This is a genomic window from Pedobacter sp. V48 (assembly GCF_000523515.1).
GTDB lineage: Bacteria > Bacteroidota > Bacteroidia > Sphingobacteriales > Sphingobacteriaceae > Pedobacter.
Window position 1 is genome coordinate 210,504 of sequence record NZ_AWRU01000001.1, and the last position, 18,476, is coordinate 228,979.

An 18,476-nucleotide genomic window follows, 5' to 3' on the forward strand; every position below is an offset into this window, starting at 1 on the left:
AAGTACCGGCACATTAACCATTTGTTCAAAATAACCAAATAAGCCTAATATGAACAACAATTTAGTAACTACAGATTACGTAGTTTTCATCATCTACTTTTTAATCGTTTCTGGTTATGGATATTTTATCTATCGTCAGCGTAAAAAAAATGAGCATGATGCCAAAGCATTCTTTCTAGCAGAAGGAACACTCACCTGGTGGGCTATTGGTGCCTCCCTTATCGCCTCCAACATTTCTGCCGAACAATTTATTGGTATGAGTGGTGAAGGTTTTTTTCTTGGTATTGCAGTGGCAGCGTACGAGTGGATTGCCGCAATCGCACTTATTATTGTTGCCGTATGGTTCATCCCGGTCTACCTTAAGAACAAGATCTATACCATGCCGCAATTTCTAAAGACCAGGTACAATGAATCGGTAGCATTGATCATGGCCATTTTCTGGCTGTTTTTATACGTTTTTGTAAACTTGACGTCTATTCTTTATTTGGGTGCAGTAGCCATTAACGGACTCACAGGTGGGGATTACCTGCATGTAATTATGATAGGGCTTGCTGTATTTGCACTGATCATCTCTTTAGGAGGAATGAAGGTAGTTGCCTATACTGATGTAATCCAGGTAGCGGTATTGATTTTTGGGGGTTTAGTAACCACATACATCGCGCTGACTGTTGTMKGCRAKANMSKKTRGYRTGGSKRCCAATGCCATTGCCGGTTTCAATGTTTTAATGGAACAGGCCCCGGAACACTTCAAAATGATTATCCCTAAACCTACCGCAGAATCCACTCAAAATGAGATCAGCAAATACCTGACTTTCCCAGGATTGGCTTCTTATGTAGCTGGTATCTGGATCATCAACCTCAATTATTGGGGATGTAACCAGTATATCACTCAGCGCGCGCTTGGTGCAGATCTGCAAACTGCAAGAACCGGAATACTTTTCGCTGGCCTTTTGAAGCTGATGATGCCATTGATCGTGATGCTACCGGGTATTGCAGCCTATGTATTGTACAAAGGTGGGCACCTCCCTCAATTGATCGGTGGCAAAGATGGTGCATATTCAGCTATCCTTACCTTTTTACCTACAGGTCTTAAAGGATTATCCGTAGCGGCACTTACCGCAGCCATTGTAGCTTCACTTGCCGGTAAAGTAAACAGTATATCCACAATCTTCACTCTCGATATTTATGCAAAATATTTCAAAAAAGGTACAGAAGAAAAGAACCTGGTATTAGTTGGCAGATCAACAGTATTTATAGGTATGATCCTGGCAGTTCTCTTTACCTGGAACGATTTGTTAGGCATTGGTGGTGAAGGCGGTTTTACTTTCATTCAGAAATACACCGGTTTCATCAGTCCGGGTGTATTTGCCATGTTTATTCTTGGTATGTTCTGGAAAAGAACCACTGGTAGTGCAGCCATCGCCGGGGTATTGGCAGGTTTCCTGTTTTCAGTTTTCTTCAACGAAATGGCACCGAGTCTGTTGGGTAACGACACTTTCTTATATACGGCCTATCCTAATGGCAAAGGCGGTTTTGAGATTCCATTCCATATCTGCATGGGTCTTTCTTTCTTCTTTACAATGGCCATTATGATTGCAATGAGTTTGGCCGGTCCTAAAGTAAATCCTAAAGCATTTGAACTGGATAAATCCATGTTTAAAGTTTCTCCATCTACATTGGCTCTGATCGTGGTAACGCTACTGATCATTGCTGCATTATATGTGAAATTCTGGTAGGTTGAACTTCGCTAGCCGATGTAATTTTATATTGAGGGTATATCATAAAATTATGATATACCCTCATCAATATTTCTCATATATTAGCCATAAATCATTTCCTATGTTTAGACGCTATTTCGCTACTCTTACGGTTATTTTATTTTTCAGTTCTTTTCTTGCAACAGCACAACAGGTAAAAGAACCAAAAGATACACCAATAGAATGGTCTAAATCTTATAAGCCTTTTCGCATTGCTGGCAATTTATATTATGTGGGTACAGAAGATCTTGCCTGTTATCTCATTGTTACTCCGAAAGGGAATATCCTCATTAATACCGGACTTGCCTCTTCTCTGACAGTGATTAAGGCGAACGTTGAAACCTTGGGTTTTAAATTTAATGATATCAAGATATTACTGACCACGCAGGCACACTATGACCATATGGGAGCGATGTCTGCAATTAAAAAAGCAACCGGAGCTAAATTTATGGTAGATGAAAAGGACGCCGCGGTTGCAGCTGATGGGGGCAGTTCAGATTATGCATTAGGAGGCCATGGACCTACTTATGAACCAATAAAAGCTGAACGCTTATTGCATAATGGTGATACCGTTCGGTTAGATGGCATGAAGCTGGTTATGCTTCATCATCCAGGCCATACAAAGGGTTCTTGTAGCTTCTTGTTTGATGTAAAAGATGGAGGCCGGATTTATAAGGTTTTAATTGCCAATATGCCTACAATCGTTACTGAAAAAAAATTCTCTGAAGTAACTTCATATCCTGAAATCGCTAAGGACTATGCTTATACACTAAGCGCTATGAAAAAACTCACATTCGATATCTGGCTTTCCTCTCATGCCAGCCAGTTTGGGCTTCATAAGAAGCACAAACCCGGTAGCGCTTACAATCCTAATGCTTTCATTGACAGGAAAGGATATAATAAGTCACTCCGGGATTTGGAAATTCAATTTTCCAAAAAAGACTGATTTTCGGCCAGATAAGAAATTGAAGGGTTACTTCCCTCCCAGTCTCTTTTGTTCCGCGTCAAGCCCTGTCTGCCTGCTTCTTTCAGACTTAACACTAGTTTTTCCGAAACGATACGTGAAAGTTAACCTCACATTGGTCGAAGTACCCCATTGCTCCAGGCTGTATACGTTATCTGGCAATGTGCTAAATACCCTGCCCCTCTGACTATGAAAAATATCGCCAACACCGAGTTTCAAATTACCATTCTGGTTTGGAAAGCTGTAACGCAGACCTGCATCAGCAGTTAGCATACTTTTTACTTTAAATCCTCCATCTATCTGCGCCGTACTGGCATATACGGAAGCATCTGCACTGAACAGCTTGTTTAGCGTAAAATTGTTCTGAGTATACAAACTGGCACTGAATTGCTTTGAGTTAAGATCTGTTCCGTTAAGATCCGGTGCCTGGATTTGTTTATGATAACCAACCAGATTGTTATTCAGGTTCCACCATTTACTTATTTTTACGGGGAAATTAAGTGTAAGTGATATCACATCATTAGAAGCAAGGTTTAATACCGTCTGGTACATCGATTTTTTGGCTTCATTCTGTAATAAGATCTGTGTGATTACATCCGAAGTGTGCGAATAGGCAAGCGCCACGCTATATTTTTGTTTCCATAAATAAGTCGCCTCAAAATTTGTAGAGTATTCTGGTTTAAGATTAGGATTACCCTCGTTATAGGTATACTGGTCAAGGTAAAAAATAAATGGGTTAAGGTTTTGATAATTTGGCCGGTTAATCTTCCTTGAATAAGATAAACTAGCAACGTTATCTGCATCGAAATTTCGGCTAAATGTTACGGAAGGAAAAAAATCAGTATATGTTCGCTTATTCACCTGATTTATCGTAANNRAATWANNNGTARATKGNRGWWCSTKMWKMACNNANAYCTGNTTTGSAMMGNWGNAACNNWKACCKGNSMTSANNWGTTNAGMATANCWTWWKMMKYWMWWWCCNNTYCWTCNTACTTAAAGCGGTTGCTACGATTGTTGTCCTGTATCCACTCTCCGTTAACATCATTCTCATAAACAAAATTGTTATCACTTTTCACACTGGCTACCTTGATACCTGTTTCAAGCTTGAACACTTTATTAAGGGGTAATACATAATCTGCTTTAATGGCTTTAATGTTGATATCCGAAGGCGAAAAATTCCTATATATCTGTCCGTCCTTAAAAAAAGTTCCATCAGGAAGGAAAAAGCGATTCACAAAACTCGCCTTATTATTGCCATTAAATGTTGAGTAGTCAGCGTCAATAGTAATTTCCTGCCCTGCTGTATCCAATATCCCCTTATAATTGATATTGTAAGAAAAATTATTGCGATCTGTTGAGTTTCTGCCTGGAGTTTGCAATATGGAATCTGGTTTTGCAAACGAATCGCCGATTGCAATTCTGCTAAAACCATTTTGATCGAATCCATTCAAATTACCCTTAAACAGAACACCAAGGGTATGGTTTTTGGTCAGAAAGAAATCTGTTCCAATTTTAAAATTATTCGACGCAAAAACTGAAGTATCTTTATTTTTCTGGCTAAAATACAATTGTTTTGAATTCATACCGGGAGTTACCCTGTCAATAGTAAGGTTCTCCTGAAAAGGCCACCTGTTGTAGTCATAAGACCCAAATACATTAAAAAATTGCCTGCGATAGTTTAGATTAATACCTGGATTGGCCTGCAAACGTTTATTATAACCAACACCGAGCGTCAAATTACCATTAAAGCCAATGGCAAGGCTTTTCTTTGTTTTGATGTTGATGATTCCACCCGTACTATTTGCATCGTATCGCGCGCCCGGATTGTTGATGATTTCAATACTTTCTATCTCAGAACTTGGCATCGACTTCAGCAGGCTTACTACTTCGGCACTACTCAGGTAAGTCTGTTTGCCGTCAATAGTTACCAGTACATTGCCTTTGCCGGCAAGAGAGATATTCTCATTATGATCAATGGTGACTCCTGGAGCCTTTCTGAGCACCTCGAGGCCATTAAGTCCTGCGGCTGAGGGTGTAGCCTCAATATTAAAAATCAGTTTATCCCCTTTTCGTTCCAAAACAGGCTTTGATGCTGTAATACTCACCTCATTTAGTTTATTCGTATTTTCCTTAAGCACAATCGCCGGCAGCTCATATGTTGAGCCCTTAAGTTCAAAAACTGGTGTTTTCACTTTATTATAACCAACAAAAGTGGATAAAACATAGTAAGATCCAGGTGCAGCTGGAAGGTTAAATTTGCCCTGTCCATCKGTYAYWMMWSKRGTAANNCCANNGNTAYCNARKSWTWRRMMGTAWATRWRWKTWCNMTTAYCGAWGNGYRKGKTTNTRMYWATMANNSMTGANYYSTWCNCGGYTRTKKTKMMKTTYTGNTTSYGYWRCANMWTCRANNAARKCMAMWSATATNAAGCATAAAAAGAATACAAAAAGTAAATGTGTTTTCATTATCGATGTGTGTGTTTATAACAATAAGATGAATTCTACGCGAATAGGTTACGAAGAAATGTAAAATTCTTTTCGAAAACTGTTTATGAAACTTAGATCTAGGTAGATGATTATCTAATGGTTTATTGTTTGTAACTTTAGTATGAAATGGAAACAAAAGGTCTGCTTTTTATCCCTGATATCAGTGGATTTACTCGATTTGTAACAGAATCAGAAATTAACCACAGCCGCGTAATCATTCAGGAATTGCTTGAATTGCTTATTAATGCAAATCAAATAGGCCTCGAAGTTTCCGAAATAGAGGGCGATGCCATTCTTTTTTACAAATTTGGCGAAGCGCCCCAACTTAAAGAGCTGTATAAACAGGTAGAAAAGATGTTTTGTCTGTTTCACAAAAATCTAATGACTTATGACCAAAGAAGGTATTGTCAGTGCAAGGCCTGTATTTCGGCAGCTAACCTTTCTTTAAAAGTAATTACACACTATGGTGAGTTTGCCGGATATAATGTAAAGAATTTCAGTAAGCTGATTGGTAAAGATGTTATTGTTGCACACCAGCTTTTGAAGAATGACATCGCGCAACATGAATATTGGCTGGTAACCAAAGACCTTTTGGATGATCAGCAACCTGCTGATTTTACAGACTGGATGAGTTGGACTGACAGCATGAAGCAGACAGAGGCAGGGGAAATACACTTTCATTACACACAGTTAAGCCAATTAAAAAATGAAATACCCGATGACCCTTTACCTCCATTAGACCTGTCTGGCAAAAAGAAAACACACTCCGTTTCAAGGGTATACGAAACCGACATCATTACCTTATTTCATGCTTCAGGTGCATTTGAATTTCGGCACCTCTGGTGGGAAGGCGTAGAAAAAATAGAGGCCCTTAATCACCTTTTACCACGGGTGGGTATGAAGAGCAGGTGGACATTTACCAACGGAAAAACACTTTACTATTCGAGCAGTTACTCCTATTCGGATGATAAGATTGAATTTAGCGAAACGGATGAAAAAGGAGAACAGGTGACTTACTTCACGCTGACAAAAGTGGCAGACAAGGAAACCAAACTTACCATAGATATCTATAAAGTCAGCAACTGGATTACAGATTTTATTTTAGGATCATCAGGTCAAAAAAAACAGGAAGCTATGCTCCAAAAGTCATTAGAAAATATCATTCCGCTGTTAAAAAAGATTCCTTTGTAATCTGTTATCCAATTAAGATATAACAAAGAATGATAATGCACTCAGGTACTCTTCTTAACAAGATAGTTTTGAACTAATGAGCCTATAAAGGCAAATAATAATCCAGTTAATACCGCAGTAATAACTACAACTCCCGGTGCCAGCTCATCTGATGGAGCAATATTTCTAAGAAAGATCATTTTAAACATCAAAAGGAAGCCTGCTGCCCCTAAGATAAACCCGCTAATTTTACCTGCTTTGTTTTTCATGATTGATAATGGTTAAGATTTTTCAAATTATTCAAATATGAAGGTAAATAAATAACTTTGTATTACAAAGTACTTTTTAAAAAAAATACTGTGTGCCTCAGAATAACGGAAACACGTGTTTTTATTTTTTTATTTAAAACCGCCTGCGTTTTCAGTTGTTCTACCACCCTAAAACCATTTACCATGAGCACAAAATCAGTATCAGTATTAAACGATCTCACAGAGATCAACAACGACCGCATCGCGGGATTTGAAAAAGCTATCGCAGACATTAAAGATGAAAATGTGGATTTGAAAGCCTTATTTCAGGAGTACAGCAGCCAGAGCCGTAAATTCAGTCAGGAATTGACTGCGATTGTCGCAGGATATGGTGAAGATGTGGAAACAGGCAATAGCGTTGCAGGCACCCTACATCGTGCCTGGATCGACGTAAAATCACTCTTTGGTGGCAGTGATCGTGCCAGCATACTTTCTGAGGCAGAGCGTGGAGAAGATGCGATAAAAGCAGCCTATAAAGTGGCATTAGAAAATGGTGACCTTAGCGGCACAGCATTAGAAACGGTTAGCAACCAGGCCTCAGAGATTAAGTCTGCCCATGATGCAATTAAGGCATTACGTGATGCGGCAAGATCAATGAATTAAGCAATTTTATTTTCGGGGCAATTCTCCTGACAAAGCCACCAAATGGGTGGCTTTGTCGTAAACGATTTCAATTTCCTCATTTCACCTGCACAATTTCCACAAGATGCGATTTTGGCTTATTGATCTGGTAAATCCTCTCGGTTAATTGTTTGATATTATCTTCCCACATTGCCCTCACTTCCGGAAAACGGGCAGTTTGATAAGTTCCCATCTTACTTCTCACAAACCAGTCGGTCTTAGCTTTTTCGGCTACTTTATCAAATGCCTGCTGCGAATCATCAAATAACATATTTTGTGCTTTGAAATAGTTAAAATGCAACCAATAGTACTCCCTAATTTTTTTCTCCAGTTCCAACCTTAAGTCGTTAAGATACATGATCGAAACCGCTTGCTGGTATTGTGGCGTATTGCTCAACAAAGCCATATTGATGCCCTTTACAAACGCATCAGCACTAAATGTCCTTATTTTCTTACCATCAATCATCAGGTCATAATTTCCATTTTCCAGATTTTCGACTTTTAAATTTTCCTGATTGAACTCCATGATAAAAGGATATACGGCCAATACATCTGCCTGTGTTTGTGGATTTTCCCATACACCATTAACAGAATCTATTGGAAAAGGTAATGCACTGGCAAAATAGTTGAAACTTAATCCCTGCTCACTTTTTTTCTTAATGTTAACCTTTGCATTCTCTGCTTCAACAAGTCCATTCTTTGTGTCGATGTGAACACTTGCCACGGGTTTACCGGACAGACCCTGACTTTTAAGAAATAATGCTGCCATCACCAGATGTCCACCCCTACCTGGATGGATACGATCTGGCCCTGTAATGGTAAAATCAGGCTTTTTCTTTTGTTCCCTTACGTTGATTTCGGTCATGGGATGAAACAGATCTACATAAGCCCACCCGTTTTTTTTTGCGGCTTCTTGCTGAAAGGCGATAACCTGCTCCATGGCCTTACTTTTGCCCTTGAAATAATTGTTTTTGTTTTCCATGGTCTCGTCATAAGGCGACGAGGACATCATCACAGGTTTGATCTTGGATTGAGCCTTCAATTTATCTGCAAGCAGAACGAAATTCTGCTGTGATTTTGCTACACGCTGTTTTGCTGTTTCGTCGGCATTTGTTTCATTAAACTCAGAATAGCCGCTATCGTTCATTCCAAAGGTAAGGACCACAATATTCGGCTTTTTCGGCAATACATCCTGCTCAAAGCGTTCGTTCATTTGCCCTACAACATCGCCTCCTATCCCAACATTAATTATTGAAATCTTCCGTTCCGGAAAACGTGTCATGTAATACAGCCAAATATTGGATCCGTAGTATCCGGCCTCGGTAATGCTATTCCCCAAAAAGGCGACTCGATCTCCATCGGCAAAAGGTAGAAGCGACTGTGCTTTGATTGTTGTGTTACTTAAAACAGCCAAGAATAAAACAAGGATAATTTTTTTCATGATCATATATTAATTTGTGCTTGCTGGGGTTTACCCGGCAGATGGCTATTTTTTTTTGCAAACTACTCAATACATCTTTTTTTAGCAATTCATTCTAAACATTTTAGAATGATCACTGTACAATATACTTTTGTTTTACCTTAGCTCCGCCAACAAATAATGATCAATAACATAAAATGTACTCAACAGTATTAGCACTACATTCTCTGGTTCGCTGGCTGGTATTGGCAAGTTTACTTTTTGCTATTTTCCGTGCCTTTAGCGGCTGGAGTTCAAAAAGAAGTTTCTCCAGAGTCGATAACGCCGTAAGACATTGGACTGCGACCATAGCACATATTCAACTTATCTTCGGTCTTGTGCTTTATTTCATCAGCCCCATTGTCAATTATTTTTTGCACAATTTCAACGACGCAGTTCATCGGAGGGAAATCCGTTTTTTTGGGATGGAGCACAGCCTAATGATGGTCATAGCAATTGTTGTAATCACCATAGGATCGGCCAGGGCAAAACGCAAACTAACAGATCGCGAAAAGTTTCAAACAATGGCGCTATGGTTTAGCACCGGGCTTTTGATCATACTTTCTTCGGTTCCCTGGGCTTTTTCGCCACTAATAAGCCGGCCATATTTCAGGCCATTTTAACCCGCTTCCCAATGAGAGTGCTGTAAACTAAGCGCCTTTGTTGATTTTCTTTTGTTGTCTATATTGGTATATAGATCCCGCTATAAACAAAATGAGTATAACCAGTAAGGTTTCACCAATCAATGGGTCAGTAGGCCCATTTGCAAGTGGCGCGCTTAACGGAACACGGGTAAGTGTTTCGTTTACTGTAGGAATCATAGAGAGAAAAAAGCTGAACGAAAGGAAAAATTGTTCAAAATACCGGGCTTTATTATTTCCTGTTTTTCGCCGGTGAAGAACAAATGCGCCAACCACAAGAACCAGTACAAGTAGTGACAATACGTGCCCTGGATTGAATCCTCCATGTTTACTTAAGCCCAAAGCAGTTACGGATGTAATTATGGTTCCGACCAAGTACGTATTCCCACTTTTGCTTGCGAGGTTTATTTTTCCATGCTTTACATAAGATGCTAATGCTGCGATGATGGCAATGATACCGACTACGGTATGAAAAATGCCTAAATTTGATAATCCCATTTTATTTTTTTTACAAGTTTCGGAAAAAGCAGAATGAGTTTTTTTCACTTAAGTTAAAATACGATGGAATGTAATTTACCTAAATTTGAGTTGTTTTCCCAGCTAGAATTAATAGCAGTGAAACGCTTCATCTACTAATAAGACTATCATGACTAAAAAAAACGAGATCATAGCACAGTATCTGCGGGATTTCGCCGCGTTGACAGATAAAGACATTGAGGAGGGTCAGGCATTCTGGAAACCACGAAAAATCAATAAAGGTGATTTTTTTAATATGCAGAGTATGGTTTGCAATGACCTTGGATTAGTGATAAAAGGGATTTTCCGTATTTATTACCATGATCCAAAAGCGAAAGCGGACAAAAATATTTTCTTTTTTTCTGAGAATCAGTTCGTTGTTTCTTTTAGAAGTTTTATCTCTCAAAATCCCTGCTGGTACTTCATAGAAGCTATGGAAGATTCTGAAATTGTCTTTATTTCCTATAAAGATCTCAGCAGCCTCTATGAATCCAATAACAACTGGCTGAAATTCGGCAGGCTGCTGGCGGAATTGTTTTTTGCTTATGCACAAACACGCGCCGAGGAATTCATGTTTTTCTCACATGAAGAACGATACCTGAGGTTATTGGAAGAACATCCGAATATCATCGAGCGGATTCCTGCATATCATATCTCATCCTTTTTGGGTATAACTAATCCTTCGTTGAGTCGAATTAGAAAGCGGGTAAAAAGATAAGTTCTAATAAGAAGAGCAGAAATATTATTTTGCAGGCATATTGATCACGCTCAATTCATAAATTGAGGGAGGAGCAGCTGCTCTTAGGACTTTTAGTCTCAACTTGCTTGCATTATAACTAAATGGCAATCTAATCACCTTACAATCTCCCATAGGTTCGTCGGAAAGGTAGACGGTTCTCCATTGCCCATTTTGCATAATATCGATACTATATTGTTGTATACGTGATACTCTTACCTGAGAAAAGCCATCAGGTAATCTCTTTGTATCCTGATATTCAAATATACTGATCTTATTAAACGACTCTGAGGGATTTAACTCCATTTCGACTGTAGCCAGAGTATCTTTAGCTGCCCAACGACTATTCATTTTCCCGTCGTTTATAGCATTACCTGCATATTGCCCGTTTTTATCATCCCAAACGCTACTTGCTGTAACCGGCTTGTTCATTGAAATGAATTTGCCATTTTTAGGTAAGGGCTTATTCAAAGATAGATTAAGTCGTTTACCCAGTCCAATGGCAGTATTAGCTACATATTCACGTATGCGTCCGGTCTGATCCGGAGGAACATTCATCACAAGACAATTGTCATTGTCTGTACTCCAGTAAAACAGTTCCTCCAATTCATCTAAATCCCGGGTTGGTAATGGCTCTGATTTTTCAAACCAATTCAATCGTTTACTGATACAAATGGTATGTTCAAAAGGCAGGTAATACGATTTCCCTTCGTGCAAGTATTGTTTCTTATCTGATTTGGCTGCTAATTCCGGATCCCATAAACGAAAATCAGAAGGGAAGTACTGAAAGAAATACTTATTATCCTCAGTCATGTTGGCTGGAGGCGTGTAATTTCGTTTTCCTTCTTCATTTACAATGGTATGGTTAACACTCACTGCACAATCAGGATTGTATTTTTTCACCAAGCTATAAATCTGATCAATACCCCAGTCTGATGGCTTTTTATCCCATCCCCCATCCAGCCACAACTCACCAATTGTTCCGTAATTGGTGAACAATTCTGTTAGCTGGTTGAGCATGTAGTTAATGTATTTTTGCGGGTCCTTATCCTTATATGAAGGTTCTTTCCTATCCCACAATGAATAATAAACTGCAAACTTGATTCCATATTTCTTACAGGCATCGGATACTGCTTTTACAACATCCATTTTTACCGGAGATGACGCCACATCATAAGCTGTATATTTACTATCCCATAAACAGAATCCATCATGGTGCTTAGTGACCAGCAATACATAACGAAAGCCTGCCTTTTTTGCAGTGAGCACCCACTGATCAGGATCAAGATTTGTAGGGTTATAACTCTCTAATGGCAACGTTCCGTCAGACCATTCCGTATTGTTAAATGTATTAATACCAAAGTGGATAAACATGCCATAGCCCCTTTTAATCATTGCCTGCTGTGCTGAATTGGGTTTTGTAGCCGGAACCAATAATTGAGCTACACAGCAATTACATGCCCAAGCCAATAGAAGAGTTGTAAGTATATGCTTTCTTATAAGTTTCATATGGTGTGAATGGTATCTGACGTAGAGGATTGATATTATAATTGCTTAGTATTAAAGAAACTAAATTAAATGAGATTTACGTTATAAGAAATGGACTAAATGGCTAAGTTCATGAATTATCCGCTGAAATTCTAACCATGTGATGTTCAGCACCAATAACTATCGGCGGCATCGCAGCTCAGTTCGTCAATCACGCGATTCAGGTTTTCCGGTCTGTAATCGGCATCTTTATGCCAGCGGTAAAATGCAGAAGCGTCCACACGCTGATAATATTGGGGCAGCCTGCTCAATTCCCGCCTCACTTTCGGCAGCAACTTAAACCAAAAGCCCAGGGAGTCATATAATACCCCATTCTCAGGGTCTTCAAGGATAATCCTTGAGAGCATATTTTCATCAAAGGCGAGTCCTGTCTTTTTTGCATGATTAACCATCCATCTGAAGGCAATATCACTTATTCCAGCATCAGGATAACCCCCTCCTATATTGGAGTGTACTCCCGGAAACCAGCGTTGTTCAAGTATCTGTACCGGATTTTTTTGAAGTGAGTTTCCCTGCTGAATCCATATGGCCGGTTCAAAACTCATCCGGTGTTCATCAATAGCCAGGGCCTGAAAAGCATTATCCACATACGAACTAAGGTCGGTATCATGGAAACGGTATTTTCTATGGTTATATAGGTTAAAGATTGAAAACGGGATGCCAAGCGACCCCACTGTATCCCAAACTCCAATGAATTTAATATTGGTTTCGTGGCTGTTCTGTTTTCTGAAGTCCGTTGCCTTCTTACCGCTAGGTGCCCAGCCTTCGTTCCTGCTACGGTAATGTGTATATGCTGTTTTGGCCAAAGTCAGATCATCGTTCCTGATGATCCCGCAATTTCGGATCAGGCCTGCAATGCTTCTTGCCGTATAAGCACCGCGACTGAAACCGAAAAAGTATATCTCATCTCCCGGAAGATAGTTCCAGACCAGAAACTTATAGGCATTCAGAATATTCTCATCGAGTCCAAATCCCGTTGCGCCATCAATCAGCCTCCGAAGTTTACTCCCCGAGGTGCCCACCCCGTCGGTATAATATTTGAGCTGCATTACACCGTCTTTACCAATATTACAGATGCTCTCGAAAGTCTTCTGCACATTGGTTTTTACCCGGAAACCTTTATCGGTTTTGCCGGGTTCGTTCCAGGTGCCGTCGCAGCAGATCACAATTCTCTTATTCTTTGCCTCGTTCATTTCCTAAGCCAGTATCAATACACTCAACATAGGTAACATAGCAATCCCTCACAACACCTGCAATAGTTATTTATGACTATTCGCATCATGAAATAGCCTGCGCCCTTTGAATTAGGGAGCGCAGGCTATGTAATTAATTTGCATCCCACCAAAGTGGTGTGAGCAATCGATATTTTTCAGAATTATCTCCAACATTATCAGGGTTCCGGGTCTGCTCATTACTTTCGTAAACCATCCCTCTAATCCACTGGGTTGGGTTATTGGCATCAAATATAACAGTATTTAGGTTTAAAGGTCTAACCAGTGAAGGTCCATATATGGCCTGGCTAAAATCGGATCTGCGCATATCTACCCACGTTTCAGGATTTAAACATAATGAAATGTATTTCTGTCTCATGATATGACTTAAACCTTGGGTCAGGTTCGCAAAATGTGCATTCAAGCCGTCAGCCAACTGCGCCGTCCAATAGGTATTAATATCTGCACCTGTAACTCCAAGCTTGCGCATGTTAGATTTCACACCTTNNNNCCTMATAGGCAGCCAATGCCCCCGGTATATCCCCCGATCTCAATCGAGCTTCCGATTCAATCAATTTCACTTCAGAGTAAGTGATGAAGGGATAAGGTGAAGTTTGCTWSSKATNGAAACCGCTGTTGCTAAAAAGCCCATAATCATTACCGTTCTTTTTTGTCGCATCACCATTCTGCCCATTAGCTAAAATACCTTGTCCTCCAACCAAACCGCCTCCAGATCTTAGACCCCTGTACTGGCCATCGGAAACGGCTGGCTGCATGATCTTGCTGATCCGTGGATCCTGAAGAGTAGCATTGGTGACAGGCAATGTTGTAAGCATATTCACAAAAAACTGGCTCCATGCGAAGTATCTGGGATTATAGCTATTGTCATTTGGTGTAGAGCCCACCGGCACGGTAAATCCGCCCCAGCTGTACCATGGGTTTTCATCGGTCGGCAATGCACCTGCCAGATATGGAAATTCGGCATCCATTCCATCAGCATTAAACGCATTTCCGCAGGCTTCAATAATCTTTGTGGAATTATAAAGCGCTCCTTTTTTAGAAAGATGGTTTAGGTACCGGGCTTTAAGTGCCCAGGCAAAACGTTTCCATTTATCTACATTTCCCTGGTATATGATGTCCCCTGCTGCAGAATTTAAGGTTGTATTGTTTGTCGGATTATTAAATGCGACAATGGCTTCATCCAGCAATTTATCTATCCGTTGATAAACGGTTTGCTGATCCTGCATTTTAGGTGTCAAAGAAAGCTGAGTCTTCCCATTATAAAATTCATCAATTACAATGGCACCATACTGATCGGCAAGCAAGCCAAAGTTCATCGCCAATAAAGTTTTTCCGGCACCAACAAAAGACGGGCTCCCCTCTTCTTCTCCCAGATTGATCAAATCGATACAATTAGGCATCGTAAACACATACGTATTTTGCCAGGCAAAATAGCTTGCGGTAAAGCGCCAGGTCTCTGCATTCAGGTTGGTTCCCGTTAAAAGTTTGGTTACACCATACTGGGTTAAGCCGGCAATCTCTCTGCCTCCTCGCCACATTGCGGCACCATTAGAAGTGGTAATGGCACCGACCAGTCTGTTTGCTGCAGTTACCTTAGTGGGGTTATTCGGATCTGTATTTACATCCAGAAATTTCTTACATGAAGGGGCTATAATGGCAGCGACCAAAACCAGACAAACCAGCCCTTTTTTATATATCGTATTCATAATTAGTCCTCCTTATTACAATGTTAATTTTAAACCTAAATCAAACCCTCTGGTAGCTGGAACACCCAGATTATCAAAACCAAAAGAACCCGTTCCCCCTACTCCTGCACCACTACCCGAAACTTCCGGATCAACACCGGAATAATCTGTAATCAATAATAGGTTACGACCTGTTACGGTAAATGAAAGTCCTTTGATTTTTAATTTACCAAGGTACTTTGTGGGCATATTATAGCTAAGTGTAGCATATCTCAGTCTTACCCAGCTCCCATCTTCTACAAAATCGTAACCCTGGTTGGCGTAAATGGTCTGGTAGTAATTCTGGTTTAAAGGAACTGCAATTGTATTCTGAGCGCCGGTTGATTCAATAATTCCCTCAAACACCTTAGTTCCTCTATCCAGGGTTTTCAGGCTCAAGCCCGATCTTACCAAAGCATTCTCTGTTGCATTGAATACCTGGCCGCCCGAACGGACATCGACCATAAACGAGAACATAAAGTCCTTATAATTGAAAGTATTGGTAATTCCCATTGTAAAATCAGGATTTCTGTCACCAATATTAGCCAGGGCAGTCTGAACCTGTGGATAACCAGCATTGTTCAGCAATAGTTGTCCCTGTGCGTTTCGTTTCCAGATATTTCCATTTATACCGAATAAACTACCGTTTAAAAAAGCAGCTCCCTGTGCTACGTTAGAAGCGGCCCAGGCATCAGACAGTTCAATCCTGTCAATTTTTGCGGGTAATACCTTAACAACAGAGGTATTGTGCGCAAAGTTGATGTCTATTGACCATTTAAAATCATTGCCCACGATTGGTCTTCCATTCAGTATCACCTCTATGCCCTTATTTCGTATAGACCCTCCGTTTAGGGTTGCTAAAAAAGAGCCTGAAGATGGTGGCGTACGCAACTGCAAAATCTGGTTATCAGACTTGCTTGAATAATAAGTTACATCTAGCCCTAAACGGCTTTTAATGAACCTCAGGTCTGCCCCTACTTCAAAGGCACGTGTAAATTCAGGAACCAGCAACGGGTTACCAAAAGCATTATTAGAGTTGATAATAAACCCTCGTGGATTAATAGTGAAATCATTTGTTAGGGTAGCCAATGAGGTGGTAAGTGAATATGGCGAAGCATCCTTACCCACATTAGAATAAGCAGCTCTTATTTTACCGTATGAAAAAATACGGTCATCAGATTTGGTTCCCATTTCTTTTAGCAGGTCGGTCAAAATCAATGCCCCACTTAACGAAGGGTAAAAGAACGATTGATCTTTTACCGGCAAAGTAGACGACCAGTCATTCCTTCCCTTAAAATTCACATAAGCGATCCCTTTCCAATCCACATTAAAATCCCCAAACCAGCTGAATATCCTTCTGCGTCTCAAATCTTCTGAAGTTGTTCTATCAGAAGGCTTGGTGTTATTAAGACTGGCAAATGTAGGGTCAATAAAATTAAGCGCACTGGAGGTAGAAGTCTGCAGAGAGCTGACTTCAATATTGTTACCTACAGAAAGACTAAGATTTATGTCGGCTCCTATTTTCTTTTTACCTGTCAGAATAGCTGTTGACGTAGTGATCTGATTATTGGCTACGGATTGTGCAATAGACCCTTTGATTACATTGGGTTCCAATGTTCCCGGCATCCTTACAGATTTAAAATTCTCGGTATAATAGTCTGTACCTATCCTATAGGTAAAGTTTAAAAAGCTAACGGGATTATAATCCAGGTTACCTTGTACAATTATCCTGTTCACCTTACTGGTAAAAGGTTTATTATTTATGGTCCAGTAAGGATTGTCTGTCCCCGTAGAGTTGATAATTTTCTGAGAGCCATCAGTATTAAGGTAATCTTTCATATCTAGACTACGAGGCCAGGAAAGCGCTCCCATAATGCCATTAAAGCTTCCTTGAGAAAGATACTTCCTGTCTGTGCGGATATAATTAGCACTTCCTCCGACGGTTAATTTTTCTCCAACTTTGGTATCTGCATTTATTCTGAACGATTTTTTCCCAAAGGTAGAATTGTCAATAATCGATCCCTGTTCTAAAAAAGATCCGGAAGTATAATAATGGGAATTGTCTGTGCTGCCACTTACCGAAACATCATGTGTTTGTGCAAAGGCATTTTTAAAAATAGCACCAAGGTTATCATAGATAGGTTCCCCTGAAGAAAAGGCTGGTCCCCAGGAGCCCAATGCTGTTACATTGGCAGCACCTTGCTCGCCTTGTTTAAACTGCGATTGAAGTTCAGGAAGTTTATTGATGTGATCAAATGAAAAATTATTCTGATACACAATTCTTGCAGCTCCACCCGAACCTTTTTTAGTGGTAATAACAATTGCTCCTGAAGCTGCCCTGATTCCATATAATGCCGCAGCCGCAGGTCCTTTCAAAACAGTGATGGTTTCAATATCTTCCGGATTGATGTCTATTGCCCGGTTTGAAGCTGGAGCCACTGAAGCCACCAAACCACCCTGAGAAACGGGAGTACTGTTATCTACAGGAATACCATCCAAAATAAACAAGGGCTGGTTACTGCCGCTCAGTGAACTTCCTCCCCTGATCATGATGTTGGCAGATGAACCAGCAGCACCGCTGGAATTGGTGATCTGCACACCTGCAACCTTGCCTTGTAATGCATTTACGATATTGGGTTGCTGAGAATCTACGATATCCTGGGCCTTAACATTTTGGGTAGAAAAGCCCAGTCCCCTCACTTCCTGTTTTACACCAAAGGCCGTAACCGCAACCTCATTTAAGATTCTGCTGTCCTCAGCCAGCTTTACATTGATCACCTTGTTTACTGTTACCTGAACTTCCTGGCTTATGGTACCAATAAAACTAAAGACCAGTACATCCCCGGTTTGTGCGCTGATGGAATAATTACCCGATTCATCGGTACTGGATCCACCGGACTTGTTTTTGATTTTTACTGAAACACCGGGCAGTGGGCTATTGTCGTTTGCCGAGGTGACTTTACCTGATACGGTTATCTGCTGGGCGGCGACATGTGTAATACACAATCCTATACACAGAAATAACAAGAGTAGTTTTCTTTTCATAAAATGCCAATTTTAGTAAAATTTAAACTGTTAGTTAACGATTGTAATGCTTATTGGTTGGTTTTGCCTGGTAGGAACTTACATAACACGCATTAACCTGCATAATAGTAATCCTTATAGTAAATATCCATAATAATTTTAATAAAAATAGCTAAAAACAAACTATTTCAAGTATCCATGTACTTTATTCATTGCAAAAAACCGCAAATACCTGCATTTTTATCTCTACAAGTTCTTTTCTTAGCTTTATCAATGGTAGCCTAGACAAATT

The 18,476-nt window shown here is 40.1% G+C and carries 15 protein-coding genes and 2 pseudogenes; 7 read left to right on the forward strand and 10 right to left on the reverse strand.

Annotated elements, in window-relative coordinates; all coding sequences use genetic code 11:
• Positions 1–49: 49 nt before the first annotated feature.
• From N824_RS37195 to bla, 3 genes and pseudogenes are all read left to right on the forward strand, one after another.
• Positions 50–766, forward strand: a pseudogene (locus N824_RS37195) (hypothetical protein).
• Complete coding sequence (locus tag N824_RS37200; RefSeq protein WP_306413873.1) at positions 726–1,736, forward strand: hypothetical protein; 1,011 nt, start codon at positions 726–728, stop codon at positions 1,734–1,736. The pseudogene N824_RS37195 and the gene N824_RS37200 overlap by 41 nt, the downstream one beginning before the upstream one ends.
• A gap of 103 nt (positions 1,737–1,839) precedes the next feature.
• Positions 1,840–2,703, forward strand: coding sequence for a subclass B3 metallo-beta-lactamase (gene bla, locus N824_RS00795; RefSeq protein WP_084498136.1), 864 nt, complete (start codon positions 1,840–1,842; stop codon positions 2,701–2,703).
• Positions 2,704–2,730: 27 nt separating this feature from the next.
• Here the strand turns inward: bla and N824_RS35330 are convergent, their stop codons facing one another.
• Together N824_RS35330 and N824_RS38155 are read right to left on the reverse strand one after the other, a co-directional pair.
• Entirely contained in the window at positions 2,731–3,582 is an 852-nt protein-coding gene (locus tag N824_RS35330; protein ID WP_048903221.1) for an outer membrane beta-barrel family protein, read from the reverse strand.
• A 5-nt stretch (positions 3,583–3,587) separates the two neighbouring features.
• Positions 3,588–4,913 (reverse strand): annotated as a pseudogene (locus tag N824_RS38155) (outer membrane beta-barrel protein).
• 418 nt (positions 4,914–5,331) lie between these two features.
• On the opposite strand from N824_RS38155, the gene N824_RS00810 reads away from it, so the two are divergent.
• Complete coding sequence (locus N824_RS00810) at positions 5,332–6,396, forward strand: DUF2652 domain-containing protein (RefSeq protein WP_048903223.1); 1,065 nt, start codon at positions 5,332–5,334, stop codon at positions 6,394–6,396.
• A gap of 41 nt (positions 6,397–6,437) precedes the next feature.
• On the opposite strand, the gene N824_RS00815 is transcribed toward N824_RS00810, so the two are convergent.
• Complete coding sequence (locus N824_RS00815) at positions 6,438–6,644, reverse strand: hypothetical protein (RefSeq protein WP_048903224.1); 207 nt, start codon at positions 6,642–6,644, stop codon at positions 6,438–6,440.
• A 183-nt stretch (positions 6,645–6,827) separates the two neighbouring features.
• On the opposite strand from N824_RS00815, the gene N824_RS00820 reads away from it, so the two are divergent.
• The gene (locus tag N824_RS00820) at positions 6,828–7,286 is read left to right on the forward strand and encodes a PA2169 family four-helix-bundle protein (RefSeq protein ID WP_048903225.1); all 459 of its coding nucleotides are present in this window, start codon (positions 6,828–6,830) and stop codon (positions 7,284–7,286) included.
• Between the two features lie 76 nt (positions 7,287–7,362).
• Here the strand turns inward: N824_RS00820 and N824_RS00825 are convergent, their stop codons facing one another.
• Positions 7,363–8,745, reverse strand: a complete 1,383-nt coding sequence (locus N824_RS00825) for an SGNH/GDSL hydrolase family protein (protein ID WP_084498148.1) — start codon at positions 8,743–8,745, stop codon at positions 7,363–7,365.
• A gap of 176 nt (positions 8,746–8,921) precedes the next feature.
• Here N824_RS00825 and N824_RS00830 point away from each other — a divergent pair, with 176 nt between their 5' ends.
• Positions 8,922–9,386, forward strand: coding sequence for a hypothetical protein (locus tag N824_RS00830; protein WP_048903227.1), 465 nt, complete (start codon positions 8,922–8,924; stop codon positions 9,384–9,386).
• A 27-nt stretch (positions 9,387–9,413) separates the two neighbouring features.
• Here the strand turns inward: N824_RS00830 and N824_RS00835 are convergent, their stop codons facing one another.
• Complete coding sequence (locus tag N824_RS00835; RefSeq protein ID WP_048903343.1) at positions 9,414–9,902, reverse strand: hypothetical protein; 489 nt, start codon at positions 9,900–9,902, stop codon at positions 9,414–9,416.
• Positions 9,903–10,050: 148 nt separating this feature from the next.
• On the opposite strand from N824_RS00835, the gene N824_RS00840 reads away from it, so the two are divergent.
• Positions 10,051–10,638: a Crp/Fnr family transcriptional regulator gene (locus tag N824_RS00840; protein ID WP_048903228.1), complete on the forward strand. Its 588-nt coding sequence runs from the start codon at positions 10,051–10,053 to the stop codon at positions 10,636–10,638.
• A gap of 24 nt (positions 10,639–10,662) precedes the next feature.
• Here the strand turns inward: N824_RS00840 and N824_RS00845 are convergent, their stop codons facing one another.
• From N824_RS00845 to N824_RS00865, 5 genes are all read right to left on the reverse strand, one after another.
• Positions 10,663–12,165 carry a crotonobetainyl-CoA--carnitine CoA-transferase gene (locus N824_RS00845; RefSeq protein WP_048903229.1) on the reverse strand — a complete coding sequence of 501 codons (1,503 nt, stop codon included), beginning with the start codon at positions 12,163–12,165 and terminating at the stop codon, positions 10,663–10,665.
• A gap of 146 nt (positions 12,166–12,311) precedes the next feature.
• Complete coding sequence (locus tag N824_RS00850) at positions 12,312–13,397, reverse strand: DUF2235 domain-containing protein (protein WP_052334029.1); 1,086 nt, start codon at positions 13,395–13,397, stop codon at positions 12,312–12,314.
• A gap of 133 nt (positions 13,398–13,530) precedes the next feature.
• Positions 13,531–13,905: a SusD/RagB family nutrient-binding outer membrane lipoprotein gene (locus tag N824_RS00855; protein WP_048903230.1), complete on the reverse strand. Its 375-nt coding sequence runs from the start codon at positions 13,903–13,905 to the stop codon at positions 13,531–13,533.
• Between the two features lies 1 nt (position 13,906).
• Positions 13,907–15,142, reverse strand: coding sequence for a SusD/RagB family nutrient-binding outer membrane lipoprotein (locus N824_RS00860; RefSeq protein ID WP_048903231.1), 1,236 nt, complete (start codon positions 15,140–15,142; stop codon positions 13,907–13,909).
• Between the two features lie 15 nt (positions 15,143–15,157).
• Positions 15,158–18,205 carry a SusC/RagA family TonB-linked outer membrane protein gene (locus N824_RS00865; RefSeq protein ID WP_048903232.1) on the reverse strand — a complete coding sequence of 1,016 codons (3,048 nt, stop codon included), beginning with the start codon at positions 18,203–18,205 and terminating at the stop codon, positions 15,158–15,160.
• Between the last annotated feature and the right edge of the window lie 271 nt (positions 18,206–18,476).